The organism is Brevibacterium sp. Marseille-P9724, assembly GCF_902500275.1.
Taxonomy (GTDB): Bacteria; Actinomycetota; Actinomycetes; order Actinomycetales; family Brevibacteriaceae; genus Brevibacterium.
On sequence record NZ_LR722994.1, the window covers coordinates 106666 to 133315 of the forward strand.

Sequence of the window (26650 nt, forward strand, 5' to 3'; positions counted from 1 at the left end):
ACATCCCTGACAGTTAATTCATAGTGCCCCTCGAGGAGTCCCCCATGCCGAAGCTGAGCCAGCGCGCTGCCAATGTCCCCGATTCTGGTATTCGCGCGGTCTTCGAACTCGCCGCAAAGATGGACAACGTCATCGACTTGTCTGTCGGCGAACCCAGCCTGCCGGTGTCTGAGCACGTGAAGAAGGCCGGTGCTGATGCCTGGCTGCGCGACGACCTGAGCTACACCGCCAACCAGGGCATTGACGAACTGCGCGAAACTCTTGCCCAGAAGCTGCGCACCTACAACGGCTACACAGTAGACCCCGATCAGATCAACGTCGCGGCCGGCGGTTCGCAGGCTCTCAACGTGGCGATGAGCATGGCGCTCGACCCGGGTGACGAAATCCTCGTTCCAGACCCCGGCTACGCCACGTTCTTCATGACTCCGATGCTCATGAGTGCCACACCGGTGGCCTACCAACTGGAGCCCGAAGACGGGTTCCTGCCGCGCATTGACGTGCTCGAGGGCCTCGTGACCGAGAAGACGAAGGCGATTCTCATCAACAGCCCGTCCAACCCTCTGGGCACTGTCATCCCGCCTGCACTCATTGAGCAGATCATGGACTTCGCCAAGCGCTACGATCTGTGGGTCATCAGCGATGAGGTCTACGAACACATTCTGTTCGAAGACGCGCAGGTGCCCTTCACCTCGCCGGCAGTGTTCGACACCGACGGCCGCGTGATGTCGGTGTACTCGCTGTCGAAGAGCTACGCGCTCACGGGTGCCCGCCTGGGCTACCTGGTGCTGCCCAAGGGCCTCGACGTGCGCTTTGCCGCGGTCCAGGAAGCCAATGCCAGCTGTGTCAACACGCCGTCGCAGTACGCTGCGATTGCCGCGGTGGCAGGCCCGCAGGACGATCTCGAAGCCGCGCGCGACCACTACACCGAGAACCGGCGTGCCGCTCTCGAAGTGCTTGATGAGCTCGGCCTCGAATACGTCAACCCCGCCGGCGGCTTCTACCTGTTCGTCAACGTCAGCCACGACTCCGCCGGCGATGTCGGCGCGTGGGCGCAGAACTTCCTGCGGGAGCACCGTGTGGCGGTCGCTCCGGGCACCGCGTTCGGCAGCTTCGGCGAAGGCTGGGTGCGCGTCTGCTTTGCCGGCGACCGCGACGCTCTCGTGGAGGGCCTGCGCCGCTTCCCGGCGAAGAAAGCCTGAATCCCAGGCGGGTCTGCTCCCCCGACCCCAGACGGAAGAAGCACGAGGTGCCGCTCACCTAAGCGGCACCTCGTGCTTTTTATGGGAGCTTCCGAAACGCTCAGCCGCGGAAGTACGTCAGCTGGTGAGTTGAGACCAGCAGATTCCCCGCGGAGCTGAAGAGGCGGGCGCTCTGGTCTGCTGTTCCCCCGCCAAAGCGCTGTGCGCGGCCCTGGCACAGCAGGTATTCGCCCGCGGATGCGTAATCTTCCGGTGTGCCCAGGAAGTACGTGGTCAGCGAGATCGTAGCGGCTGGGTGTGGTTTTCCGGTGCGCAGAAAAATGCGCGGGAAGAAGGAATCCGCAGCACTGGCCAGAGCGACAGCATCCCAGTGACGGCTGGGGGCGTGGCGCAGCCAGTAGACGGACTCTGAATCCCCGTGCTCGCGGCCGAGCTCATAGGCACCGCGGGCAAAGCGGAACTCGTAGTTGTCCAGCCAGCGCAGATCGTTCACGGGTGGAGCCGCCTCGCACTCTTCCGGGCCCGGCACCTGCGGCAAACGCGCTTCCTGATGCGCAAAGGTGTCGCGTTCAGATGTGAAGACAACGCTGCCGGTGACCGGTGTGCTCTCCCCCTGCGTGATCCGCACGTTCCAGTGCTGGTTCGACTTGTTCGTCCGCACCAGTTCCAGGTGAATGTCGAACTCGCCGTATTCCACCGGCAACGTGTAGTTGAGGGTTTGGGCTGCGGCGCCGCCCTGAGCGGCGGGGTGCTGCTGGACTGCGGCCAGCAGCTGCGCGGCGGTGATCCCGCCGAAGGGGCCGACCATGTTGTTGTACGCGGGGTGGGTTGCCGCCCGCAGCACACCACCGGAGTCGTCAGAGCGGATGACGGTGAAACGGATCGCTTCGTCCAGCGGGTGCGTCATTTCCGCTCGCTCAAATCAGCCATCAGAACGTACGTGCCCTCACCGAAGCCCACATCGGTGAAGCCCAGCCGGCCGAAGAGCTCCTGTGCTTCGTTCGCTTCGGCTACCGCAGCGCTGACGGCCTTCGCTCCGGACATGCGGGCAAGGGACAGCGCTCCTCCCAGCAGCTGCGTGCCCAGGCCTTTGCCCTGGTGCTCCTCGGCAACGGCAACGTAGACCTGCGGAATGCCCTCACCGACAAAGCCCAGCGCTGCCGGACCGTCGTCTTTCAGCCACGCCGCGCCGACAGCCTGGCCGGAAACACTGGCAATGAGTCCCTGATCACAGTCAGCGGGCGCGCCGGGAACCAGGTCCGCAAACGGACGCAGCTGCTGCTGGCTGCCGGGTTCGAGAGGTGTGATGTCCATACCACTCACTGTAGCTTCTCCGCGCGGATGATCCACTTGTCTGAGCCCATTCGCGCACCCAGGCCAATTGCGCGCAGGGCCATGAAGCCGATGGCAAAGCACGCCCACAGCGCCACAATGCTCGGCCACACGGACTCGACTGCGGCGGTGAGAATCGCGAACCCGTAACAGGCGCCGACCTGGGCCAGTGCGAGATAGCGGGCGTCCTCAGCACCCATGAGAATGCCGTCAATCGTGAAGACATAGCCTGCCAGCGGCAAGCTGACGGCCAGGACGAGAACGAGCTTTAAGGTGATGCCGATGACTTCCGGGTCTGATGTGAAGAAACGGCCAATCCACGGCGACATCGCCGCCAGGAGCAGGCCGACGATACAGCCGAAGCCCACTCCCCACATCGCCAGGCGGCGGTTGACGGCGCGCACCATCGCTCGGTCGCCGCGGCCTATCTGCAGACCGACGAGTGCCTGTCCAGCAATCGCCAGCGAATCGAGCACGAGGGCGAGGCAAGTGAAAAGCGTCAGGGTAATCTGCAGGGCGGCGAGTTCGGCTGTGCCTCCGTAGGCTGCCAGGCTGACCAGGGTGATGAGCGCCAACCGCAGTGCGGCATTGCGCAGCAGCAGCCATCCGGAGGTGCGAGCGGCCAGCAGCACTCCCACCCAGTCAGGCTTCAGACTGGCCTTGTAGCGAACTGCAGCACGAACCGCGATGATGACGTACACGATGCACATGAGCCCGTGGGCTGTCACAGTGCCCAGGGCTGAACCCTCAATCCCCATGCCGAGCCCGTAGATGAAAAGAGCATTGAGCGCGATATTGATTCCGAAGCCGCAGGCAGCCACTATCAGCGGCGTGCGCGTATCCTGCAGGCCGCGCAGAAGGCCCGTGGCCGCAATGACTACGAGCATGCAGGGAAGCCCCCACCACGAAATCGTCAGATAGGAGACAGCGCCGGGCACCGCCACGGCAGGCAGACCGAAGGCCACAACGATTGTCTCGAGAAAGGGCAGGCCCACTGCCAGAAGGATCACCGAAGTGACAAGCGCCAACCACATACCGTCGAACCCGGCCGAGACGGCACCTCGCGTGTCACCGCGACCCAGCCTGCGCGCCACCCGCGGGGTCGTGGCGTAGGCAAGGAAGATCATCAGACCCAGCACGGTCTGGAGAACAGTGCTTGCAACTGCAAGACCGCCCAGGGCAACCTCACCCAGGTGACCCACCATGGCGGTATCGGCGAGCAGAAAGACAGGTTCCGCGGCAAGCGCACCGAGCGCGGGAAGGGCCAGCCGGAGAATCTCGCGATTGAGAGTGGCAGACGGTTGTGACATCGCCGAAAGTCTACCCCCGTGCAAAGCTGTGCTGGTCTTCCGAGAGGCTTATGACCTCCCGGAAGACCAGCGTGTGCGAGCTTGCGTCACTGTGCGCTGTCGGAGGCCTCAGCGGCCTCGGCTGCGCTGCGGCGAACTTCGCGGCGCAGAATCTTGCCGCTGGCGTTCTTCGGCACTTCGTCGATGAAAGTCACCGTGTGGGGAGCTTTGTAGGCTGCCAGGCGCTCTCGGCAGAACTCGATGAGCTCTTCCTCAGTCGCCTGCTCACCGGCTTTGAGGCTGACGAAAGCAGCTACGGTTTCACCGCGGTAGTCATCAGGCGCTCCGACCACCGCGGCTTCCATCACCGCCGGGTGCCGGTACAGCACGTCTTCGACTTCGCGCGGCCAGACCTTGTAGCCGGAGCTGTTGATCATGTCTTTCACTCGGTCGATGATGAACAGCCAACCGTCCTCATCCATATAGCCGACGTCCCCGGTGCGCAGTTCACCACCGGGAATGTTTGCAGCTGTCGCTTCGGGGTTGTTGAGGTAGGATCGGGCGATGATAGGCCCGCTCACACAGATTTCTCCCACCTCACCGGGGCCGACTTCCTGACCGTCAAGGTCGATGATCCGATAGAACGTAGAAGCCAGCGGCAGTCCCGCCGACACGGTTCCGGTTTTCTCGTCGACGGGTGCTCGCATGCCCTGCGGCACAACAGCCGACTGTCCCGAGGTTTCCGTCAATCCGTAGCCCTGGCCGATGTAGTGCCCCGTGCGCTCCTCAAACCTGTCGACGAGCGCTTCGGGCACGGGCGCGCCTCCGGAGTTGATCGCCGTGAAGCTGTCGAACTCGGTTCCCGTGAACTGAGGGTGAGCCAGAAGAGCGAGGAAAGCTGTTGCCGGGCCGGCCATGGCGTGCGGTTTTTCTTCGCGCAGCATGTGCAGCACCGAAGTCGGTTCGAACCGGTAGTTCATCACCAGTTTGCTGGCGCAGGCCACCGCGGCGAGCATCTGGGTGACAAAGCCCGTGATGTGAAACACCGGTGCCAGGGTGAAGTATGAGTGTTCCGGCCCGTAGTCGTTCTGGACCCGGGCCATCTGCGCATTGTGGGCGATGCCCACGTGCAGGATCTCAGCCCCTTTGGAGCGTCCGGAGGTCCCTGATGTGTAGCCGATCATGGCGGGATCGCGCGGACCGACCGGAGGCTGTGCTGGGACACTGTCTGTGTTTCCGCTTTGGAGGGCAGAGTTTATGGCACTGAGGAAATCAGTTTGCGCGGTCTCCGTGTTCTCCAGAAGCGGTGCGATGACAGCGGGAACTTCGCCGGGAATGAAGTCGTCTTCGCTGACGGTGAAGATCTGCGGGATGTGCTGGGCCCAGCTGCTGACCCTGTCATTCCAAGCGTGGGCGGAGGCGACGATTGCGCTGGGCTGCGAATCGCTGAAGATGTGTTCGAGTTCTCCCCTGTACATGGGGTTCAGCGGGACGACCTGTCCGCCGAACTTCCACGCGGCGAACACAGCAATCGGGAAGGCGGGCACGTTCTGCAGGTACAGTGCCAGCCTGTCTCCGGCACCGAAACCTCCATCAGCGAGCACCTGGGCGAAAGCACGCGCGTATGCGTCGAACTCGCGGTAGGTGATGGTCGTGCCCCAATAGCGGATAGCGGGACCATCAGGGTTGGTGCGCACCGCTTCGTCAAGCAGATGAAGCATCGTGGTGTCGGGGATCGTTCGGCCATAGCCTTCGTGCTGTGCCCCTGTTTTCAGCCAGGGACGGTCGTCGAACCAGCTCATGGTTGTCCTTTCACGTCGTTGTGAATCACGGTGTGTGCAAAGAGCCTTCGCCCCAAAACAATATGATATGCGGGGCGACTTTGTAAGGGCTCTGCCTGAACTTCCAGACCCAACCTGAGACCGTGGTGCCTCTGCCCCTCGTTCTGGCAGTGGTCTGAAAGCAGATGCACCGCCAGCTTGTGCCCCAAATGCGTGTGGGAGCCCGGCCGGGCTCCCACACGCTGCAGTCAGTTCAATTCGGTTCAGGCAACTTCGAAAAGTCCAGCGGCTCCCATACCGCCGCCCACACACATGGTGACGACAACGTAGTTGACCCCGCGGCGCTTGCCTTCCAACAGTGCATGGCCTGTGAGGCGAGCACCGGACATTCCGTAGGGGTGGCCAACGGAGATCGCCCCGCCGTTGACGTTGAACTTCTCAGGGTCGATGCCCAAACGATCACGGCAGTACAGCGCCTGCACCGCGAAGGCTTCGTTGAGCTCCCACAGACCGATGTCGTCCACTGTGAGGCCGTGTTGCTTCAGCAGCTTGGGCACTGCGTAGATAGGTCCGATGCCCATTTCGTCCGGGTTGAGTCCGGCGACTGCGATGCCGCGGTAGACCCCGAGCGGCTCAAGGCCCCTGCGGGATGCTTCTTCACTGGACATGAGGACGGAGGCCGATGCTCCGTCGGACAGCTGTGAAGCGTTGCCGGCGGTGATCGTCGGGTTCTCGGAGTAGTCGCCCGGCGGCAGGACCGGGTTCAGACCAGCCAGGCCCTCCAGGGTGGTGGAAGGCCTGTTGCCCTCATCGTGTTCCAGCACGGTCTCAACCTCGGAGATTTCCTTGGTCTCTCTGTCCTGGACGAGCTTGACGGAGGGCAGCGGAACGATTTCGTCGTCAAAGCGCCCGGCGTCCTGAGCCGCAGCAGTGCGCATCTGCGATTGGAGCGAGTATTCGTCCTGCTCTTCGCGTGACACCCCGTAGCGGGCTGCGACGACCTCAGCGGTTTTCAGCATCGGCATGTAGAGGTCCGGCTGGTTCTCTGCAAACCAGGGGTCGCGGGATCGGTACTGGTCGGCGAAGTGTTCGTTCTGCACCAGCGAAATCGACTCGACTCCCCCGCCCACGGCGATGTTGAAGCCGTCGACGATGATCTGCTTGGCCGCTGTGGCAATCGCCATGAGGCCCGATGCACACTGCCGGTCGATCGTCATGCCCGATACCGCGGTGGGAAGGCCCGCCCGAATGGCGGCCTGTCGGCCAAGGTTGGTGCTCTGAGCGCCGTGCTGGACGGCTGCGCCGAGAATCACATCGTCGACTTCGGGGCCTTCCAGCCCGGCCCGCTGGACCGCGTGCTTAATTGCGTGGCCTGCAAGCTCCTGCGGCATCGTGTTGTTGAACGCTCCCCGGTAGGCCTTGCCAATGGGTGTGCGTGCCGTCGAGACGATAACTGCGTCTGTCATGTGTCCTCCTGTGTGGGGTGTCGTTCGGCCTATAGCTCAGCCGCGGGGTCCGCCTGCTACGTACAGAACCTGACCGGACACGAAGCTGCTGGCTTCCGAAGCGAAGAACGCCGCGGCGTTTGCGATGTCTTCGGGCACACCGCCGCGTCCCACCGGGATGGCGCTGACAGCCTGTTCGACAAAGGAATCGAAGTCCATGCCCACGCGCTCGGCGGTGGCTTTCGTCATGTCAGTCTGGATGAATCCGGGAGCTATGGCGTTGGCGGTCACCCCGAACTTGCCCAGTTCGATTGCGTAGGTTTTCGTCAGCCCCTGCACCCCAGCCTTCGCCGCAGCGTAGTTCGACTGGCCGCGGTTGCCCAGGGCCGACGTTGAGCTCAGCGATATGATGCGGCCGAACTTTTCCGCCACCATGTATTCCTGGCACGCCTTCGTCATGAGGAAGTTGCCTTCAAGGTGCACGGCGAGCACTTTCTGGAAGTCGCTCAGCGGCATTTTGAACAGCAGATTGTCCAGAATGATGCCGGCGTTGTTCACGAGCACCGTCGGCGGGCCCAGTTCATCAGCGGTTTTCTTCACGGCCGCCTGCACCTGTGCTTCATCCGACACATCAGCGCCGATGCCGATGGCTTCGCCCCCTGCTGCTGTGATTGCCTCGACCGTGTCACGTGTGTCGTCTTCTTTCAGATCGAACACTGCGACTTTGAGACCGTCAGCAGCGAGTCGCTGTGCTGTTGCCGCGCCGATTCCGCGAGCTGCGCCTGTGACGATTGCCGTGCGTGCCATGGAATAACCTCCTGGGGGTTCTGCGTCTTTGCTGAAAACCTGGTGCGCTTCCTTTTCTATCGCCCAGTCAGAACTTTCCGCAAGAGGTGTCCAGGATGCGCCTCAGCGCTTTTTGCGCTTTTCGCGGATGCGCATGGAGATTTCAATCGGGGTGCCCTCGAAGTCGAAGACCTCCCGCAGTCGCCGCTCAATGAACCGGCGATAGCCCGGATCGAGGAAGCCGGTGGTGAACAGCACGAACTTCGGCGGCCTGCTGCCGGCCTGCGTGCCGAATAGGATGCGCGGCTGCTTCCCGCCCCGCAGCGGGTGCGGGTTGGCCGCGACCAGCTCAGCCAGAAACGCATTGAGCTTGCCTGTTGGGATCCGGTTCTCCCAGCTTTCGAGTGCTGTTTCCATGGCCGGGACAAGGCGTTCGACGTGACGGCCCGATTCGGCGGAGATGTTGACCCGCGGGGCCCAGGTGATATGGCCGAATTCTCGTTCGATTTCGCGTTCCAGATTCCACCTGCGCTCGTCATCCAGCAGGTCCCACTTATTGAACGCTACGACGAGGCCACGCCCGGCATCGATGACATTGCGGATGATCTTCATGTCCTGGTCTGAGATCACTTCGCTGGCCTCCAACAGGACCACTGCGACTTCTGAGCGCTCAAGCGCTGTCTGCGTGCGCAGCGAAGCGTAGAACTCTGATCCGCTCGCGTTCTTTGAGCGTTTGCGGATGCCCGCGGTGTCGATGAAGCGCCACTGCCGTCCGCCGAGCTCGACCAGTTCGTCGACGGGGTCACGTGTGGTGCCGGCTTCGTTGTCGACGACGACGCGCTTGTGGCCGACGATCTTGTTCAGCAGCGAAGATTTTCCTACGTTGGGCCGACCGACGAGCGCCACGCGCCGCGGGCCTCCTCGCTCCATGGCCTGATCGATCTGCGACTGCTCAGGCAGAACACTGAGCACTTCGTCGAGCAGGTCGGCAACGCCGTTGCCGTGCATGGCGGAAATGGGATGCGGCTCCCCCATTCCCAGCGACCACAGCTCGGCCGCACCGAGCAGGTCTTTGTCACTGTCAACCTTGTTCGCGGCCAGCAGCACGGGCTTCTTGGTGCGGCGCAGCATGCGCACAATGTGTTCGTCGGTTGCAGTCACCCCGGTTCGAACGTCGACGACGAGCACAACCGCATCGGCAAGTTCGACAGCTGCTTCAGCCTGTTCGGCAATGCGTGAAGCAATTCCCTTGGAGTCGATGTCCCAACCGCCGGTGTCGACGATTGTCAGTCTGCGTCCGGCCCACTGAGCGGGATAGCTCACGCGGTCGCGTGTCACACCGGGAACGTCCTCGACAACAGCTTCGCGGCGCCCGAGAATGCGGTTGACGAACGATGACTTGCCCACATTCGGACGGCCGACGATCGCCAGCACCGGGGCTGGGCCGTCGTTTTGGTCATCCTCGTCAGAACCCGCCCCGTAGGTGTTGAGAAGATCAGCGTCTTCGTCTTCGAGATCGTATTCCTGCAGTCCGGCCAGCAGCGATTCAGCGCGCTTCTGCGCGTCGTCATCGCTGATTTCGCTGATTCTGCGGGCAAAATCGTCGTCGTGGGTTCCGGTGTACTCCTCAGCCACGCGCGGCCTCCACCAGGTCGAGAACCGCCTGCACGGATGCCTCGAAATCGATGTCTGAGGTGTCGAGCGTGTGCACGCCGTCCGCTGCGGAGAGGAAGCTGGTCGTCTTCGAGTCCTTCTTGTCACGGCCGATGACGTTCTCAGCGGTCGCCTTCATGCTGGCTTCGTCAACACTGCCGTGCAGCTGCTGGGTGCGTCGGGCAATCCGGACTTCGTCGCGGGCCGTCATGAGGATGCGCACTTCCGCGTCCGGAGCGACGACCGTTGTGATGTCGCGGCCCTCAACGACGATGCCGGGTCCAGCTGCTCGGATGATCTCGCGCTGCTTTTCGATCAGTTCGGCCCTGGCGTCTGGCACAGCCGAGACGATCGTGGCGTTGGAAGTCACTTCGTCGGTGCGGATTTCCTCCGTCACGTCGATTCCGTCCACTTCGATGTAGAAGTTCTTCGGGTCCGTCGAGATCTCGAGGTCGCAGCCGCGGATCTGCTCGACGACATCACCGGGTTCTTCCACCCCCCGGTTGAGGCACAGCCACACCACAGCGCGGTACATGGCGCCGGTGTCGAGGTAGCCGAAGCCCAGACGCGCGGCAGATTCGCGCGAAACGCTCGATTTGCCGACTCCGCTGGGCCCGTCAATCGCAACTGTGGTCATGGTGTTCCTTCGTGTTCGAGTGCAGCTTCGGGCAGGCGCCAACCGCGCTCCCGCAGGCCGCTGATCAGGTCGATTTCACTTGCCGGGAGGACCGAAACGTCAACGGAGCCCAGTTTAACGCCCGTGGCGTGGTCCATCCGCATGTCTTCGATGTTGACGCCGAGCTCACCGATGTCCGCAAACAGGCGCGCCAGGGCACCCGGGGTGTCGTCGACGACAACCGTGACGACGGAGTATCGGGTGGGTGCGGAACCGTGTTTGCCGGGAATCCTGTCGCGCCCCTCATTGCCCGCCGCGAGTGCTCCCGCGAGCGCGGCATAGGCGCCGGGCCCCAGATCGAGAGCGCTGATGACACTGTCCAGGTCCTCGCGCAGGTCTTGAAGGACCACGCGGATCTCTGCGGCGTTGCCGGACAGAATCTGGGTCCACAGCCCGGGGTCGGATTCGGCAATCCGCGTGGTGTCGCGCAGGCCCTGCCCGGCCAGTGCGATTCCGTCAGCGGGCATATCGCGCAGCTGGGCCGCCAGGAGAGAGGCGACAACCTGGGGGGCGTGGGAGACTCTGGCAACCGAGGAGTCGTGGAAGTCGGGGTCGAGGTGGATGACGACCGCTCCGACCGCCTCGGCTAGGTCGGTGATGTGCTCCAGGCGCTCCCGCGGAGTGTCTTCGTCGGAGCACACCACCCAGGGGCTTGCACTGAAGAGGTCGCCGCGCGCGGCGATTGCCCCGGACTTTTCGCGTCCGGCCATGGGGTGGGAGCCGATGTACCGGTCGAGTTCGCGTTCGCGGGTCTGTTCGCGCACCTTCGTGAGTATGGCTCCCTTGACGGAGGCCACGTCGGTCACGGTTGCCTCCGGCCACGTGCGCAGTGCTTTCACGATGATGCCGGCGCACACGTCCGGCGGGGCGGCAACAACGACGACGTCAGGGTCGGCGGGGTTTTCGCGGGTTCCCGCACCCATGTCGGCGGCCAGGTTGACCGCGGTGGGCGACAGGTCTTCCAGCGTCACCCTGTGCCCCGCGTTGGTCAGGGCGAGCCCGAGGGATGTGCCCAGAAGCCCGGTCCCGATGATGTGGACTTTCACATCTTCACCGCTTCGAAGAGCGCGCCGATCTCGTCTGGACGCAGCGAGCGGACTTTGCCCTGCCGCTGCTCTGCCAGTTCAATGGGTCCGAATTTCGTGCGGACCAGTCGAATGACGGGATTGCCGACGGCTTCCATCATGCGTCGAACAATGCGGTTGCGGCCTTCGTGCAGAACGATTTCGACAAGCGAAACGCCCTGCGTGGTTTCGATCAGCTTGAAGCTGTCAGCGTGGGCCAGCCCGTCGTCAAGTTCGATCCCGTCGCGCAGGCGGGCGCTGACGTCCTTGGCGATTGTGCCGCGCACCTGCGCCAGGTAGGTCTTCGGGATTTCGTAGGAGGGGTGCGACAGGCGGTTGGAGAGTTCGCCGTCGTTGGTCAGCAGCAGCAGGCCCTCGGTTTCGTAGTCCAACCTGCCCACGTGGAACAGCCTTTCGGGGCGGTCCCCCACGTAGTCGTCGAGGTTCTTCCGGCCCTCGGGGTCGCCCATGGACGACACGACTTTCCGGGGCTTGTTGAAGGCGAGGTACACCTTGTCGGTGTGGGTCGTGATCGGCATTGCGTCGACTTCGACGCGCTGTTTTTCCGGGTCGATGCGGGTGCCGAGTTCGCGCACCTGCGTGCCGTCAACCGACACGCGGCCGTCGACGATCAGCTGTTCACACGAGCGGCGCGAACCGAGGCCGGCATCGGCGAGCACTTTCTGCAGGCGCACGCCGTCGCTTGCGTGCACGTCGCGCGACGGCTGGTGGCGTTCAGCGCGTTTCCGGCGCGTGGGCCGCTTTGAGGGGTGGCCGGGAAGTCGGGAGTCTCTCGTGCTCATGCCCTCCATTGTCGCAGAGGCCGCACAGGAGGTTCCCGGCGAGGCCCCGCCGCTTCGCGTCAGTCGTCGGCGGGAACGTCTTCGGGCAGATACGGGGCGATGTCCGGCAGCTGGTCGAGGCTGTCGATGCCCATTGACTCAAGGAACACCTGCGATGTCACATACTGCCGTGCTCCCCCGGCGTGGTCACCGTCGACTTCCACGATGAGCCCGCGCATCATCAGGGTGCGCACAACCCCGTCGACGTTGACTCCGCGGATGGCGGAAATGCGTGCGCGGGTGACCGGCTGGGCGTAGGCGACAACGGCGAGGGTTTCCAGAGCCGCCTGCGACATCTTCGATGACTGGCCGCGCACGAGGAAGTCCTTGACGTTGCCGAACTGTTCTTCGCGCGAGCTGATGCGCCAGCCGCCGTTGGCGGCCCGCAGCTGAAAGCCGCGGCGGACCGAACCGTCCAAACCGTCGTAGTCGGCGGCCAGATCCGCAAGTGCGTTCTCGACTGAGTCCCGATCGATTCCGAGCCCCTGGGCGAGGTCGTCCGCCGTGAGCGGTTCGGCAGACACCATGAGCACCGCTTCGAGAGCTTCGTACCAGTCTTCGCGCATGTCAGTCCTCCCTGTCCTGCTCCGAGTCCTGCTCTGATTCGCCCAGGTTCGCGCTGCGCAGCTCATCACCTGAGACCACCGGAATAACGGTCAGCGGTCCCAACGGGGTGTCCTGCTGAAGATCGCACAGGTGGGCTTTGAAGAGTTCGAGCAGCGCGAGGAAGCGGGCAACCACGATGAGCGTCGTTTCGGCGTCTGTCGCCAGTTCGGCGAATTCGATCGGCCCGCGGCTGGCCAGCTCACCCAGGATCACGGAGCGCTGTTCGGCAACGCTGACATGCTCGAGGTGGAGGTGGTCGACCGCCACGGTCGGCGGTGTGTGGTCACGGCTGATGGCGGTGGCGTAGAGGGCTGCGATGACTTCCGGGGTTGCCGTGAACTCGAGAGGCGGAAGAATGTCACGGAACTTCTCTTCAAGTTCGGGTGTGCGCGGAATCCGCATGCCCGCTGCGGTCATCTGCTCGCGAAACAGCAGGGACACCTGTTTGTAGGCACGGTACTGCAGCAGCCGGGCGAACAGGAGGTCGCGGGCTTCGAGCAGTTCGAGGTCGAGCTCATCTTCCAACTGGCCCTGCGGTAGCAGACGGGCTGTTTTGAGATCGAGCAGGGTGGACGCCACCACAAGGAAACTCGACAGCTGTTCAAGACCGGCAGTGGTTGATGCGTGGTCCGCGTCGCGCAGCTGGGCGGTGAAGGCGAGAAATTCGTCGGTCACCTCGGCCAGGGCGATGTCGGTGATGTCCAGGCGTCGTTTGGCAATGAGGTCGAGCAGAACGTCGAAAGGGCCTGTGAAGATGTCGAGTTCAACTGTGAACCCGCCCTCTGCGGCGTCCGCAGCATCCGCAGAGTCTGCGGCTTCTGCGGAATCGGGGGTGTCGATCGTGTCGATCAGGGTGCGCCCCCGCGGGCGATGAGTTCGCGAGCAAGTGCTCGGTACGCCTCGGCACCGCGGTGGGAGGAGGCGAACGATGTGATGGGCTCTGCCGCGACGGAAGCGTCGGGGAATTTCACGGTCCTGTTGATCACGGTTTCAAAGACCTTGTCGCCGAAGGCTTCGACCACGCGCTCGACAACTTCGCGCGAATGCAGGGTGCGGGGGGCGAACATGGTGGCCAGAATGCCGTCGATTTCGAGTGCAGGGTTGATTCGGGCCTGCACCTTTTCGATGGATTCGACCAACAGCGCAACACCGCGCAGCGCAAAGAACTCGGTTTCCAGGGGGATGATGACCCCGTGTGCTGCAGACAGTGCATTGACGGTGAGCAGACCCAGTGACGGCTGGCAGTCGATCAGAACGACGTCATATTCCGGGGCGAGCTTCTGCAGCGAGCGGTCAAGTGCGCGTTCACGTCCGACTTCGCCGACCAGCTGCACTTCCGCGGCGGAAAGGTCGATGTTGGCAGGCAGCACATCGATGCGCTCGATGTTGGTGCTGTGGACGACATCGTGCGGGTCCACACCATCATTCATGAGCAGACTGTAGACGCTCTGCTCAACACTGTGGGGATTGATGCCGAGCCCAACGGAGAGCGCTCCCTGCGGATCGAAGTCCACCAGCAGCACGCGCCTTCCGTATTCGGCCAGCGCCGCCCCCAGGTTGATTGATGTGGTGGTTTTTCCGACGCCGCCCTTTTGGTTGACGATCGCGATGATCCGCGCGGGGCCGTGCTGCTCAATGGGCGGTGGGACTGGAAAATCAGTCAGCGGACGACCAGTGGGCCCCATTCCAGGGTTGTCGATGCCGATTTCCTGCTGGGTGTCCGTGTCCACACCACTCACCTTTCTCTGTGCGGCTGTTCTTCTAGCCTACCGCGCTCTGGGATGGGCCGATGCAAATACTTCACGCAGGGACTGTACCGTGACCTTGGTGTAGATCTGCGTGGTGGAGACCGAAGCGTGGCCCAGCAGCTCTTGCACGGCGCGGATATCAGCTCCGCCTTCCAGAAGGTGTGTTGCGCACGAATGCCTCAGGCTGTGGGCGGTCACACCGGAAAGCCCGGCGGCCTCAGCCGCAGCGCACACAGCCGCCCACGCGGACTGGCGGGTCAGCCTTCCGCCCCTTTGGTTGATGAACACGGCTGCGGTGTTTCCCCTGCTGAAAGCGGTCCGCCCGCGCGTGAGCCATGCGCCGAGAGCGTCAGCGGCGTGGCTGCCCAACGGCACGATCCTCTCTTTGCTGCCCTTGCCGTACAGGCGCACCGCGCCTCCGTCGAGGTCGATGTCGTCAATGTCAACGCCGACGGCTTCGCTGATTCGCGCTCCGGTTGCGTACAGCATCTCCAGGAGAGCACGTGCGCGCAGACTCACCGGGTCCTCCCCCGCGGTCTGGGCGATCATCGTCTCGACTTCAAAGACAGTCAGCGCCTTCGGAAGACGGGTGATGTCCTTTGGCAGCTGCACATCGACAGTCGGGTCGATCCTGCCGGCGGCCTCGGCGGCATAGAAGGCGTGAAATCTGCGCAGCGCGGATAGGGCCCGGGCCCGTGAAGATGGGGCCGCTCCCCTTTCGGCGAGCACTTCCGAATACCTGCGCACCACCTCGGCATCGACCCGAGAGAAGTCATTGAGCCCCTCGTCCTGGAGGAACCGCAAATAGTCGGCCAGGTCGCGAGCGTAGCCGTCAATCGTGTTCTGGGCCAGCCCGCGCTCCAGGCGCAGCATGGTGAGGTATTCCGCTGTGGGCTGTCGCAGCCCACGCGGTGTCTCCTCCGGGAGCAGCTGGGCTCCTCGCCTGGCCATATCAGCCGTGCAGGTGTCGGTACGCAGGCCAAGCGCAGTCAGCCGGCCGCAGACCCGCCCAGTCGTCACTGCGCGAAGCGTGGGCGTGCAGGATGGCCAGCTGGGCGGTGGCGTTGCCGATCCGGCCCTCCCGAACAGCCGCGAAGGCCTCGTCCAGCGGTGTCCAGCGCAGTACAAGCCCGGCTTCTTCGCCTTCTCGAACAAAGTCCGAGGCGCTCTCGGCCAGGTCTCGGGCCAGATAGATCCGCAGAACTTCGCTCAGCCCGCCGGGTGAACTGAGCTGGTCGGCAAGAACGGCCCATGAGCGCGCCTGCAGATCTGCTTCTTCGCCCAATTCGCGCTGTGCTGCCAGCAGCGGATCTTCGCCTTGGACGTCGAGCAGACCCGCCGGAATCTCCCAATCGCGCTGGCGAATGGGATGGCGGTACTGCTGGATGAGGAGGATCCGGTCTTCGTCATCGACTGCGGCAATGCCGACGGCACCCGTGTGGTCAACGAAATCACGGGTCAGACCGGCGGCTTCGGGAAGGTCGACGGTTTCGCGGCACACATTCCACACAGCACCGCGAAAGACGACTTCGCGGGCGTAAGCCGGATAGTCGACCGGCTGATCTGCCAGCTGCGGCTGATCAGGCATTGATGTTCTCGGCGTAGGCGTAGAGTTCCAGCAGAGTTTGGGTCAGGTGATCGCGGTTGCCGCTGCGTACGCGTTCGCGAAGCGCAAAGCCTCCGCTGATCCGAGCGGCGGGGCTGCCCGCGTAGGCCGCAATCGCCCTGCCGATTTCTTCTGCCGTGTTCGCAACCGCTGCCTGCGGACCGTAGGCCCTGGCCAGACGCTCATTGCCGACTACGATGGTGGCTCTGCCGACGTTCATGACATCATCTGAATCCAGGCCTGTCATACGGGCCGAAGTGATGACGATGTCGGCGGCATTGACGACGTTGACGGCATCCGACGGTGCAGCGACCGTCACATAGTCCAAAGCGTGCGAGAGCTTTTCCAGGTGTGAGCGCACTCTGCCACGACCGGTGAATACAACCTTCCAGCGGCGATCTGACTGGGTTTTTCCGAGGGCGACGACCGCTTCGACCACTTCCGTGAGCTCTGCCGTGTCCTTCGCTTCGATCGGCACGGCGATGACCATGCGGCCGTCATCGGCGGACAGTCTGCGGCGCATCTTCTCAGCTGAAACACTGGGCCGCGGGAAGCCGTCATCATCGGTGCGCACAAGCTGCGCGCGTTGGACGACCGCGACGTCGTCTTCGTAGTCGGCGACAACCCGTTCGGTGGTGCCGAGCACCGCGGTTGCGGTGCGGGCGACGATCGAGTGCTGTGCACCGAACACGGAATCGTCTTCGTCCCGGCCGATCGTCGCGATGATCGGCGGGTGCATCCGAGTGGGCAAACCGGTCAGGCCGAGGCCGGCAAGCACCGCGGCGTGGCGACCGTGCGCGTGGACGATATCGATGTGCCGGTAGTTTTTGTGCAGGCGAAACGCCGATCTTCCAGCCGACAGGTCAAAAGGCCCGGGGCCCGACGGGATCTCAATGTGCCGCAGCTGCGAATGCTGGGCGCTCAGACCCTGAAAGACTTCGGGCCGCGAAGCAACAGCCACCCGGTATCCCCTTTCGAGTTGACCGGCGATGATGGTCGCTGCAGTGTCGGCGATAGGCGAAGACGCCTCGGTCAGAACATGCAGAATGCGCTTCTGCGGGGCCAGCGTGTCGCTCACGTGTAACTCCTTCTTGCCTTCCAAGACTACTTCTTCATACCGGGGTACAGTTCTTCGGCGCGCTGCCCGAAGCCGTATGCGGCCGGTTTGCCGCCGTCGATGAGGTCTGCCGTCGCCAATACCGTAATCACAGCCCCCGCGTTGGTTTCAATGCCGTCGACAGTTGTTCCGGAGCGATCGCCGCGAAGCTTGTATACAAGGCCCCCGTTGCCCAGCGGTCCAGCCACGACAAGCGGCAGAGTGCCCTGGATTTCCCGCAGGGCCTCGACGTAAGCGCTGCTGTCGTCAGCTGGTTGAGCTGATTCGCCCTGGCCCTGCTGCTGCACCGCGGTTGTTTCACCTGCCACGAATATGAAGGCGTCGGCCTTGCCGGGCTTGCCGCCGACCATCCGGCCGTGGTCGCGCAGGACCTTCAGAACAGCTTCAGCGTCCTCTTCTGACAGCGATCCGGCTTTGCTGCCAGCACTCCACACCTCGGTCAGTGCACTGGCGACTGCCCGCGGAGGTTCCTGGGGGCCTTTGTCCACGTGCGCACGGAGTTCTTCAACCAGCTCGCCCTGTGGGTCCTCTGGGGAGAATGTCGTCTTGGTGAGGGTGCCGCCTTCAACAACATTCGCTCCGGCTGCGGTCAGCTGCTGCTGAAGTCCGCGAACATCAGCGCTGGCGGCCTCTTCGGCGCGGATGACCGAAACCGTACGATCACGCAGTTTGTCGTCGATGAGGCTCGGCGCGTTCGCTTCCACAAAGTCGTTGAGACTGCGGGTTTCTGCCCGGCTCTTGTCCAGGTCGCCGCGAAGATTGTCGCGGTCTTCGCGCAGCGCCTGCACTTGGCCCTGGAGGGACTGGCCGATGGGCGCCTTGAGGGGACCTGCACCCAACACGATTCCAACGGCGAGCGCCAGGAAAACCGAAAACAGGGAAACCAGGTGGTAGCGGAAGTCAATCACGGATTTTCAGCCTTGGATAAAGGGAGCTATGCGGGTGTGGAGAGCGGCTTCAGTCTGTGCGCCCCAGCCTCCGAAGAAGCCGAGAACGCCGTCGAACTGAGCGGCGATGAGTTCCAGCAGCAGCCGACCGGACTCGGTGGCTGCCAGCGCTGCGGCCAGTGCCAGCAGACCGGCCAGCGCGAGCACCAGCAGCTGCCAGGATCCGGCGCGCTGCCGGTACAGCAGCGACACGCCCTTGGCGTCGACTACGCGTGATCCGAGGATCATGCGGACCACGTAGGCAGACGGCTGGCTTTCAGCGCCCGCGTGGGCATATTCGATGACAGTGGGTGAGCCCACTGCCACGATGAGCGGCGCACCGAGAGCATCCGCCAGCAGCAGGCCCGCGTCTTCGTTGGTGCCGGCTGTTTTCAGAACGTCGTAGTGCAGGCCCTCTTTTTCCAGCCGCTGGATGCCTTCGGCCGGACGGCCCGGGCTGTGGTGGGCAATGAGCACAGCACCTGACAGAAGCGGTGAATCGCCGACAGCATCGAGATTGCCGATGATGATGTCGGGACGGTGACCGGCTTCGAGAAGGGCGTCGGCCCCTGCGTCAACCCCAATGAGCAGCGGGCGGTACTCCCGGATGTAGGACTTGAGCATTGCCAGGTCCTCTTTGTAGTTGTATCCGGCAGATACGACCAGCGCTTGGCGTTTGAACATCGACCTGGGAATGTCCGGCAGGTCCAGCGCGCTGAACAGGAGGTCGGAGTGCGCGTGGACGAAGGTCGCCATGTCATCGACAAGGTCGGCAATGATTCCGCCGTGTCCTTTTTCAACAGTTTCTGCAGTGTCCACAGGGCTATTCTTTCACGCTGTCGAATGAGGATTTTTCCTGCGCGGCAATTGCCAGCAGCTCGTCAGCGTGTTCGCGTGCCGAATCAGATTCGGCCAGACCCGACAGCATGCGCGCAAGTTCGTGTTCGCGTTCTTCCCGGCTGAGAACCGAAACACCGGAGACAACGCCTTCGCCCGCATCGTCTTTGGACACCGTGACGTGATTGTCAGCCCACGCGGCGACCTGGGCCAGGTGGGTGACGACGATGACCTGCGAGTGTCGGGCCAGCTGCGCCAAGCGGCGGCCGATCTCGATGGCAGCACGGCCTCCGACACCGGCGTCGACCTCGTCGAACACGAAGGTGGGGAAGGTGATGCTGCGGGCCATGACCACCTCAATGGCGAGCATGACGCGGGACAGTTCGCCGCCGGAGGCGAGCTTGCCGATTTCACCGGGCACAGTAGACGAATGGGCCGCAAACAGAAGTGACACGGAGTCACAGCCGTGGACCGCCGGTTCGGCTTCTTCGATTGCGAAGATGATTGAGGCTTTCGGCATGGACAGCGCCGCGAGTTCAGCGCCGACGGCCTGCGAGAACTCTTCTGCCGTCTTTGTCCTCTGCTCGGTCAGCCGGGTGCCCTTGTCAAGCATGTCTGTTCGTGCCGCTTCGACCTGGGCGTCCATTGTGGCAAGGCTCTCACCGGCTTCGCGCAGCCGCAGAAGTTCAGCGCCGGCTTGTGTCTCAAAAGCCAGCACCGCCGAGGTGTCCTCACCGTAGGCGGACAGGGAGCCTAGATCTGCACGCCGCTGTTCGATGTCTTCGAGCGACCTGTCCCCGAGCTCGTCAAAGCCGGCCAAGTACTCGCTCAGTCGTGCCGCCCTGTCTGACAGCTGCAGGCCCAGATCGGTCAGCGCCGAGGCGTGTTCTGTGAGCGTGCCGTCCGAGGCGGCTGCCTGGCTGAGCTGCGCGGCTGCCGCATTGACCTGGTCGACGGCGTTCGCGGTGTCGTCCCAGTCGGCTCCGGTGAGGCAGGCCTGTGCTGAAGCGACCGCGGTTTTCAGTTCGTGTGCTGAGGCCAGGCGGTTGGCAAGAGCTGTCAGTTCGACGTCTTCGCCTTCCAACGGGCGGACTTCCTCGATCTTCTCCAACGCGGTTTCCAGGAACTCGATTCGCTGCTCCCTTTCGGTCGCAGTGTCTGTCAGTTCGGCATGTTCTTCTTTCAGCGATGTCCACGTGGCGTACGCTGCGGCGTAGTCCTGACGCGCCCGGGCAAGTTTCTGCCCGCCGAAGCTGTCAAGCAGTTCGCGCTGCCGGGTGCGGCTGCGCAGAGTCATCTGTTCTGACTGTCCGTGCATAGACACGAGCTCACGACCGACATCCGACAGCAGACCGGCTGGCACGGTGCGTCCTCCCGCGGTGGCCCGGGCACGGCCTGAAGCGGGGATGGTGCGGGTGACGATGAGTTCACCCTCGGCTTCGCCTCCGGCGTCTTCGACACGTTCGGCAACATCGGGCTGACCTGTGATGTCGAAGATTCCCTCGACAACAGCACGGTCTTCTCCGGCTCGGACTACGTGGCTGCCGCTGCGTGCGCCCAGCAGAAGGTCAAGCGCGGTGACAAACATCGTCTTCCCTGCCCCGGTTTCTCCGGTGACGACTGTCAACCCTGGCGAGAGTTCCACCTCGGCTGTTTTTATGACTCCGAGGTTCTCTATGCGCAGAACCTCAATCATCGCGCACCCCCGGTCCGCGCCAGCCGGCCACCGGCAGCTGGAATTTGGCGACCAGTCGGTCGGTGAAAACACCTTTGTTCAGGCGGGCCAGCGGTACTGGAACAGCTGAGCGGCGGGCCTCAACGCGGGCTCCTTCGGGCAGGTCGAAGCGGAAGCGCCCGTCACAGAACAGAACTGCTCGCGTACCGGGTGTCACGGGCTGGAACTCGACACCCAGTGTCGAGGACGGGGACACCACCAGCGGAGTGGAGAACAGCGCGTGCGCCGAGATCGGCACCATGAGGAGCGCCTCGACGTCCGGCCAGATGATCGGCCCTCCGGCGGAGAATGCGTAGGCCGTTGAACCGGTCGGAGTGCCCATGATGACGCCATCACAGCCGAAGGTCGACACGGGGCGGCTGTCTACGCCGACAACCACTTCGATCATCGAAGCACCGCGGTCTTTTTCCACCGTTGCCTCGTTCAGCGCCCAGTCTTCGTGAATCAGTTCATCACCGAGGGTGACGGTGATGTCGAGGCTCATGCGCTGCTCGACGACGTAGTCGCGGGCGATGGCAGCTTCGACAGTGTCATGGAGGTCTTTGCGCTCGGCTTCTGCGAGGAAGCCCACGTGCCCCAGGTTGATGCCCATGATCGGCACACCGGTGCCGTGGAAGTGCGAGGCCGCGCGCAGAATCGTGCCGTCCCCGCCGAGAACCATGACGAGTTCGGGGCCGGTCTCGGAGTCGAGTTCAGCGAAATCGCTGAGGACTTCAATACCCGACAGATCAAGATCCCCGTACGATGACAGGCTGGCGTATTCGCGGTGTGCGATGACCGGTGTGATTCCGCGATCTATCAGGCTCGCGCAGACCGTCTGCGCGGCAGCGCGGGCACTCCGGCGGTGCGGATGCACTACAACGACGATTCTTCGATTCACCGAGCCTCCTCGCCACCCAAACTATCAGCCCGCCTGTCCTTTCGCTCTGTGTGTGCGGGCACGGTCAGCGGGTGGTGGGCTCCCGCACGGACGTGGGCAGCCAGGCGTTCGCGGCTGAGCTTCTGCCCCGCCGAGGCGGATGGCAGGGGCCGCTGTGTCTGCCCCGTGTGCGCCCACAGGAAGTATTCGATGTTGCCGGTCGGACCCGGCAGCGAAGACTGGACGATTCCGCACAGCTGTCCTCCGAGCTTCTCAACGTGTTCGGCAACGGAGCACACCGCCTCAGCGCGAGCCTGCGGGTCGGTGACCACGCCGTGCTTGTCCAAGGCGCTGCGCCCGGCTTCGAACTGCGGTTTGACCATCAGCACGAGATCGCCTTCGGTGTTCTCCAGCAGCGGCTGCGCAATGAGCGTCAGCGAAATGAACGACACGTCCGCAACCGTCATCTGCATTTTCCTGCCGCCCAGCCATTCGCCGGTGAGGTTGCGCAGATTGTGCTCTTCAAGACTCGTCACCGCCGGGCTGCTGCGAAGACCCGGGTCAAGCTGAGCCGTGCCGACGTCGACCGCCCACACGTGCTCGGCACCTCGTGACAGCAGAACCTGGGTGAAGCCGCCGGTGGAGGCTCCGGCGTCCAGGCAGTTCAGCCCGCTCGGAGTGAGTGCAAAGGCATCGAGGGCACCGATGAGCTTATGAGCGGAACGAGCCACCCAGGGGTCGGCGCTGTCCACGGTGATGTCTGCGGTGTCGCTCACAGTGGCCGAGGGCTTTGTGGCAGTCTGACCGTCAACGGCAACCCGGCCGGCCCGGATTTCGCGCTGTGCTCTGTTGCGGGAGCGGACGAGGCCGCGCCGCACGAGCGCAGCATCAAGGCGCAGCGTCATGATGAGCGCGCATCGAGAATCGTTTCGATGCGATCCGTCAGGGCTTCTGCGGCTTTGACCGCTTCCGGTGTGTCGGCGCTGAGAACGGCTTCGAGCGCGGCGTGCAGTGAATCCGCTTCACTGCTCGGGGCCTGCGGCGGCTGTGGGCTGGCTCCCCGATCGGGCCGGTGTGTTTCTGGGCTGCTCATACAAAGCGCTCCGGCAGGGTTCCCGCGTCCAACGGGCGGTCCAGGTGCGCTGACAGGGCTAGCGCAGCCGCAACCGCATGATTGTCAGGCCCGGAGTGGGTGATTCGACTGTTTTCGCAGCGCACGCGAGCTGCACCGCACTGTGCGGCGTCCGCGTCACATCGGACGGTCGGAGTGTCTTCGACGGCGGCGCGGACCGTGGCAATGGAAGAGGCGATCACATCCGGCTGCTGCGCCGGCGGCAGGGCAAGTGCAGAGTGGACGGAGTCGACTCCGGTGAGCACGAGAGCTGTCTGCATAGCGGCGGCTTTGCCCGCGGCAATGTCGGTGGCGATCTGGTCGCCGACCATAACGGCCCCGCTCATGTTCTGAGCCCGTGCCGCCAGTGTGAGCATGGTGGCTTCGGGCTTGCCGTACACCTCCGGGACGATTCCCGTGCATTCCTGAACAATCCGAACGAAGGAGCCGTTGCCGGGAAAGAATCCGGTTTCCTTGGGCATGCGCAGGTCCGGGTTAGTCGCGCAGAATCGCGCTCCGGCTCGAACCGCGGCAATTGCGCAGCACAGGTCGATGTTCCCCACATTCGCGGCAAGCCCCTGGAGGACGGCATCAACCTGCTGTCGCCGACTGTCGAGTTCATCGATGAGCTCAGCGGTTGGCCGAACCGGTTTGAGACCAGCCTGCTCCACACACTGGGCGAGGAACTCACTGCCGACGATCAGCACGCGAGAACCCGCAGCCAGTTCCTCTGAGAGGCACTGAGCACCCGCAACAGCGGATGTCATGACCTGGCGGTCGTCGATGTCGACGCCGAAGCTCCGAATGTGCTTGGCCATAGCGCTGTTTGAACGCGAAGCGTTGTTCGTGACGAAGCCGATGGGCCCGCGTGAAGCGAGGTCGCGAAGTGCCGCACCGGCGCCGGGAACTTCTGCCCGGCCGGTGTAGACAACACCGTCGAGATCGAAAAGCCAACCTGTCACGGCTGAAACATGGGAGGCGTGTCTCCCGACTCCGGTTTGATGTGGCCGCTCTGCTGGCCCTGTCCTTCTTCAGGTGTTTCGGATTCGGTGTCCCGCTGTGGCTTGGCCGAGTCGATATCAGCCATGATTTCGGCCATTTCCTCGTTGATTTCATCTTCGAGGGTGTTGCCTTCGGCTACTGGCACGGGGCCGCTTTCAGCACCCGGGACGTCGCCCTTGTTGTCAGCATCTGCCGATTCTGTCGTCGCCGATTCAGCATCGACAGAATCGGGCTCGTCAGCTCCCTGCACCTCCGAGTCTGTTGGCGCATCTTCTGCGGGTTCGCTTTCCGCAGACTCAGCTTGCGCCGGTGCGCTTTCTTCGGTCTGGGCGTCCTCAGCGGGTTCGTCCTCGAGTTCTTCCTCGATGACGATGATGTCGACTTCCTCCGAAGCGTCCGTCAGGCCCGTGCGTTCGGCAGTGACCTGCGCGAGCTTGTCGTATTTGTCGGCGGTCTCAGACTCACCGCTGACGCGCAGCAGGTCGGCGTAGGCCTGCAGCAGGCGGATTGCGCTTGCCGGTTTGTGTCCCGTGAATCCGACGCTTTCGATGGTTTTCCGCGCTTCTTCCAGTTTGCCCAGATCAGAGTGGGCACCTGCGGCAACGATTGCCAGTTCCAGCCAAATGTCTTTGCTGACAGCGCTGCGGTCAGCAGCCGCGAACATGTCGATGGCTTTCTGCGGTCTGCCGCGGCCTCGTTCGGCATCGGCAATGACTGCCAGGTTGTCGTGGGAGCCGGTGATCCGCCTGTGCGTGCGCAGTTCGCGGGCGGCTTCGTCATACAGCCCCTTGTGATAGGCGACGAGGCCGAGCGCTTCACGGGCCGCACCGATTCGGCCGGCGCTTCTTGAAGCCGCTTTTGCGTGTTCGTATGCCTGGTCCAGGTCAGTGTCGAGAAGGAAACCGGCAGCGACTATGTGCTTGGCGGTTCGCTCGGCGTTTTCAGCACTCAGACCCCGAAGTTCGCTCTTGACGTGTCCGGGGAGTTCTTTTCCTGTGATGCCTTCGGGGATGGGCGGAGCGCTGAAGCGGGGCCGATCGTCGCGTTTTTTCGGGCGGTGATCAGCGCGGCCGTTGTCTTTGAAGCGCGGTTTGCCGTCCCACTTTTTACGGCGGTCACCATCACGGCGCTGGCCATCCCAAGAACGCCCGTTACGGCGACGCTCACCGTTCCACTTCTTGGAACGCTCACCATCGCGGCGTTCGCCTTCCCAGGAACGCCCGTCACGGCGGCTGCTCTTGCCTTGCGTTCCAGAGTCGCGGCGCTGAAAGCGGCTGCTGCGGTCCGGACGGCGGCTGCCGCGCTGCCCGTCGTGTGATGATGATGAATTCGCCACTGCTCTCCCCTATTGAAATCTGCAGGCTACAGTCTATCGCGAAGATAATTCAGGCCCGGCCGGGCGCTGATGGGCGGCGGGTGTTCAAATGCTCCGCGAATTCCCGCACGATTTCGGCCGCGCTCTGTTCTCTGCATTCAGCCCATCCGGTTCCAGCCCAGAGGTTTTGCCATGCGGGATCATCGCCCGCAGCCTTTTTCACCGTGCCGACCATGGCGTTCACTTGCGGGTAGCCGACAACAGCATCGGCGTCGAAGCGGTCAATGAACTCATTGCGCAGGCCTCTGGCTGGACGGCCGGAAAAGGCCCGCGTTCGGACTGTTTCTGTATACAGGCCCTCTAGAAGCGCCCTGCGATGGCAGGACTTTGTTCCGGCTTCGTTGCTTGTGAGAAAACGGGTGCCGATCTGGACTGCCCGTGCGCCGTGCTCAAGCAGTCTGGCGGCATCCCCGGGTGTTCCCACTCCACCAGCGGCGACAAGCGGCAGCGCTGAGCTGCTTCGGACCTCATCAAGCAAATCGGGCAAAGGCGTGTCGTTGGGCTCCGCGGACTGGTCGAACTGTCCACTGTGTCCTCCGGCGCCAGGGCCCTGAAGGATCAGAAAATCTGCCCCACACCGCTCTGCCTCCACTGCTTCATGCCTGGTGGTTGTCGTTATGCCCACAACAATGCCTGCGGACTTCAGCGCAGAAAGAATGCGAGGTTCTGGAAGTCCGAAAGTGAACGAGCAGTAAGCGGGTCGGTGACGCAACACGATGTCAATCTTTGGGCCGAAGGCATCGTCCGTGAACCTTGGCAGCGTCGGAGTGTCAATGCCGAACTGCGTAAATGCGGGCACGAGCGCCTTTCTGTACCCTTCAATGTCTGTGTCTTCAGCCCGGTGGCTTTCTGGAGCGAACACGTTGACGCCGAACGGGCGGTCGCCCATCTCAATGATCTGCTGCTCGAACTGCTGCGGCGTCGAATATCCGCCTGCCAAAAAGCCCAGCCCTCCTGCGTCGCTGACGGCCTTCACCAAGGCTGGGGTTGTGGGCCCGCCTGCCATAGGAGCTTGAACAATGGGAGTTGTCACAACTTCGAACATAGAGCCAGCCTACCGAGCAGCGCCCCGAAAGTGCCATGTAAACGGCGAGCCTGCAAACGACTATCGCGAGCAGTCGGGCTGCCTGCCGCGGGCAACAACTAATCCCCTGTACCGGGTGTGCACGGCCAACAGGGGATCAGATCTTCCAGGCTCAACAGAAAACACATAGGCCGGGAATCAATATTGAAGGCACCCTTGATGAATCGGGGTGTGGGATTTGAGGTGGTGAATGGGTGAAGGCCCTGGCAGGGGTTCTGGGAGCAGTGTTGCTCGACCAGGTCCTGTCAGGGCCTCCATGTGGTGTGGTTGCGGCGGTGTCTTACTCTCCCACACGTGTGTGCAGTACCATCAGCGCTGTCAGGCTTAGCTTCCGGGTTCGGAATGGGGACCGGGCGTTTCCCTGACGCTTTTACCACCGCAAAATCTTTGGGGGTATTGATTACTCAAGGTTTGTGACCAACCGTGTTCCAGTATGCCCGTGTTATGGGTGTGTGGGTGGTTGGTGTGGACGCGAACAACGATCATGGTGATGATGGTGTTGTGTTTGGTGTGTTACTCGTCTTGACACCCCACAGTGTGTGTGGGGTTGTTTGGGTGAGTGATTGGTGTATTAGTA

General features: G+C 63.2%; 26 protein-coding genes and 1 rRNA gene. 1 reads left to right on the forward strand and 26 read right to left on the reverse strand.

Annotation, left to right across the window (positions count from 1 at the left end):
• Window positions 1-44: 44 nt before the first annotated feature.
• Window positions 45-1199, forward strand: coding sequence for a pyridoxal phosphate-dependent aminotransferase (locus GC119_RS07530; protein ID WP_151952806.1), 1155 nt, complete (start codon window positions 45-47; stop codon window positions 1197-1199).
• Window positions 1200-1299: 100 nt separating this feature from the next.
• On the opposite strand, the gene GC119_RS07535 is transcribed toward GC119_RS07530, so the two are convergent.
• From GC119_RS07535 to rrf, 26 genes are all read right to left on the reverse strand, one after another.
• Window positions 1300-2106, reverse strand: coding sequence for an acyl-CoA thioesterase (locus GC119_RS07535; RefSeq protein ID WP_151952807.1), 807 nt, complete (start codon window positions 2104-2106; stop codon window positions 1300-1302).
• Window positions 2103-2513, reverse strand: coding sequence for a GNAT family N-acetyltransferase (locus GC119_RS07540; RefSeq protein ID WP_070572253.1), 411 nt, complete (start codon window positions 2511-2513; stop codon window positions 2103-2105). The genes GC119_RS07535 and GC119_RS07540 overlap by 4 nt, the downstream gene beginning before the upstream one ends.
• Before the next feature lie 5 nt (window positions 2514-2518).
• Entirely contained in the window at window positions 2519-3841 is a 1323-nt protein-coding gene (locus GC119_RS07545; RefSeq protein WP_070572251.1) for an MATE family efflux transporter, read from the reverse strand.
• Between the two features lie 86 nt (window positions 3842-3927).
• Window positions 3928-5622 (reverse strand): AMP-binding protein, encoded by a 1695-nt coding sequence (locus tag GC119_RS07550; RefSeq protein ID WP_151952808.1) that lies wholly within the window; start codon window positions 5620-5622, stop codon window positions 3928-3930.
• A gap of 242 nt (window positions 5623-5864) precedes the next feature.
• The gene (locus GC119_RS07555; RefSeq protein ID WP_151952809.1) at window positions 5865-7067 is read right to left on the reverse strand and encodes an acetyl-CoA C-acyltransferase; all 1203 of its coding nucleotides are present in this window, start codon (window positions 7065-7067) and stop codon (window positions 5865-5867) included.
• A 36-nt stretch (window positions 7068-7103) separates the two neighbouring features.
• A complete protein-coding gene (locus tag GC119_RS07560) occupies window positions 7104-7853 on the reverse strand; it encodes an SDR family oxidoreductase (RefSeq protein WP_151952810.1) in 750 nt (249 codons plus the stop codon).
• Between the two features lie 102 nt (window positions 7854-7955).
• On the reverse strand, window positions 7956-9467 hold the full coding sequence (gene der, locus GC119_RS07565) for a ribosome biogenesis GTPase Der (protein WP_151952811.1): 1512 nt from the start codon (window positions 9465-9467) through the stop codon (window positions 7956-7958).
• Window positions 9460-10122: a (d)CMP kinase gene (gene cmk, locus GC119_RS07570; RefSeq protein WP_151952812.1), complete on the reverse strand. Its 663-nt coding sequence runs from the start codon at window positions 10120-10122 to the stop codon at window positions 9460-9462. The genes der and cmk overlap by 8 nt, the downstream gene beginning before the upstream one ends.
• Window positions 10119-11207: a prephenate dehydrogenase gene (locus tag GC119_RS07575; protein ID WP_151952813.1), complete on the reverse strand. Its 1089-nt coding sequence runs from the start codon at window positions 11205-11207 to the stop codon at window positions 10119-10121. Before GC119_RS07575 ends, cmk begins: the two co-directional genes overlap by 4 nt.
• On the reverse strand, window positions 11204-12028 hold the full coding sequence (locus GC119_RS07580; RefSeq protein ID WP_070572236.1) for a pseudouridine synthase: 825 nt from the start codon (window positions 12026-12028) through the stop codon (window positions 11204-11206). Before GC119_RS07580 ends, GC119_RS07575 begins: the two co-directional genes overlap by 4 nt.
• 59 nt (window positions 12029-12087) lie before the next feature.
• Window positions 12088-12633, reverse strand: a complete 546-nt coding sequence (scpB, locus tag GC119_RS07585; RefSeq protein WP_070572233.1) for an SMC-Scp complex subunit ScpB — start codon at window positions 12631-12633, stop codon at window positions 12088-12090.
• 1 nt (window position 12634) lies between these two features.
• Window positions 12635-13429 carry a segregation and condensation protein A gene (locus tag GC119_RS07590; RefSeq protein ID WP_226829358.1) on the reverse strand — a complete coding sequence of 265 codons (795 nt, stop codon included), beginning with the start codon at window positions 13427-13429 and terminating at the stop codon, window positions 12635-12637.
• A 92-nt stretch (window positions 13430-13521) separates the two neighbouring features.
• Entirely contained in the window at window positions 13522-14358 is an 837-nt protein-coding gene (locus GC119_RS07595) for a ParA family protein (protein WP_226829360.1), read from the reverse strand.
• An 81-nt stretch (window positions 14359-14439) separates the two neighbouring features.
• Window positions 14440-15372: a tyrosine recombinase gene (locus GC119_RS07600; protein ID WP_151952816.1), complete on the reverse strand. Its 933-nt coding sequence runs from the start codon at window positions 15370-15372 to the stop codon at window positions 14440-14442.
• 1 nt (window position 15373) lies between these two features.
• On the reverse strand, window positions 15374-16009 hold the full coding sequence (locus GC119_RS07605) for an NUDIX domain-containing protein (protein WP_070572222.1): 636 nt from the start codon (window positions 16007-16009) through the stop codon (window positions 15374-15376).
• The gene (locus tag GC119_RS07610; protein WP_151952817.1) at window positions 16002-17105 is read right to left on the reverse strand and encodes a hypothetical protein; all 1104 of its coding nucleotides are present in this window, start codon (window positions 17103-17105) and stop codon (window positions 16002-16004) included. The genes GC119_RS07605 and GC119_RS07610 overlap by 8 nt, the downstream gene beginning before the upstream one ends.
• Before the next feature lie 26 nt (window positions 17106-17131).
• Entirely contained in the window at window positions 17132-18052 is a 921-nt protein-coding gene (locus tag GC119_RS07615; RefSeq protein ID WP_151952818.1) for a copper transporter, read from the reverse strand.
• A 6-nt stretch (window positions 18053-18058) separates the two neighbouring features.
• Window positions 18059-18889, reverse strand: coding sequence for a putative cytokinetic ring protein SteA (steA, locus tag GC119_RS07620; RefSeq protein WP_151952819.1), 831 nt, complete (start codon window positions 18887-18889; stop codon window positions 18059-18061).
• A 4-nt stretch (window positions 18890-18893) separates the two neighbouring features.
• Window positions 18894-20603: a DNA repair protein RecN gene (gene recN / locus GC119_RS07625; RefSeq protein ID WP_151952820.1), complete on the reverse strand. Its 1710-nt coding sequence runs from the start codon at window positions 20601-20603 to the stop codon at window positions 18894-18896.
• Window positions 20596-21522: an NAD kinase gene (locus GC119_RS07630; RefSeq protein ID WP_070572208.1), complete on the reverse strand. Its 927-nt coding sequence runs from the start codon at window positions 21520-21522 to the stop codon at window positions 20596-20598. Before GC119_RS07630 ends, recN begins: the two co-directional genes overlap by 8 nt.
• Window positions 21519-22406 (reverse strand): TlyA family RNA methyltransferase, encoded by an 888-nt coding sequence (locus GC119_RS07635; protein ID WP_151952821.1) that lies wholly within the window; start codon window positions 22404-22406, stop codon window positions 21519-21521. Before GC119_RS07635 ends, GC119_RS07630 begins: the two co-directional genes overlap by 4 nt.
• A complete protein-coding gene (locus GC119_RS07640; protein ID WP_151952822.1) occupies window positions 22403-22594 on the reverse strand; it encodes a hypothetical protein in 192 nt (63 codons plus the stop codon). The genes GC119_RS07635 and GC119_RS07640 overlap by 4 nt, the downstream gene beginning before the upstream one ends.
• Complete coding sequence (locus GC119_RS07645) at window positions 22591-23574, reverse strand: HAD-IIA family hydrolase (RefSeq protein ID WP_151952823.1); 984 nt, start codon at window positions 23572-23574, stop codon at window positions 22591-22593. Before GC119_RS07645 ends, GC119_RS07640 begins: the two co-directional genes overlap by 4 nt.
• On the reverse strand, window positions 23571-24950 hold the full coding sequence (locus GC119_RS07650) for a tetratricopeptide repeat protein (protein ID WP_151952824.1): 1380 nt from the start codon (window positions 24948-24950) through the stop codon (window positions 23571-23573). Before GC119_RS07650 ends, GC119_RS07645 begins: the two co-directional genes overlap by 4 nt.
• A gap of 49 nt (window positions 24951-24999) precedes the next feature.
• Window positions 25000-26034, reverse strand: coding sequence for a nitronate monooxygenase (locus GC119_RS07655; protein ID WP_151952825.1), 1035 nt, complete (start codon window positions 26032-26034; stop codon window positions 25000-25002).
• Between the two features lie 306 nt (window positions 26035-26340).
• Window positions 26341-26454 (reverse strand): 5S ribosomal RNA (gene rrf / locus GC119_RS07660).
• Between the last annotated feature and the right edge of the window lie 196 nt (window positions 26455-26650).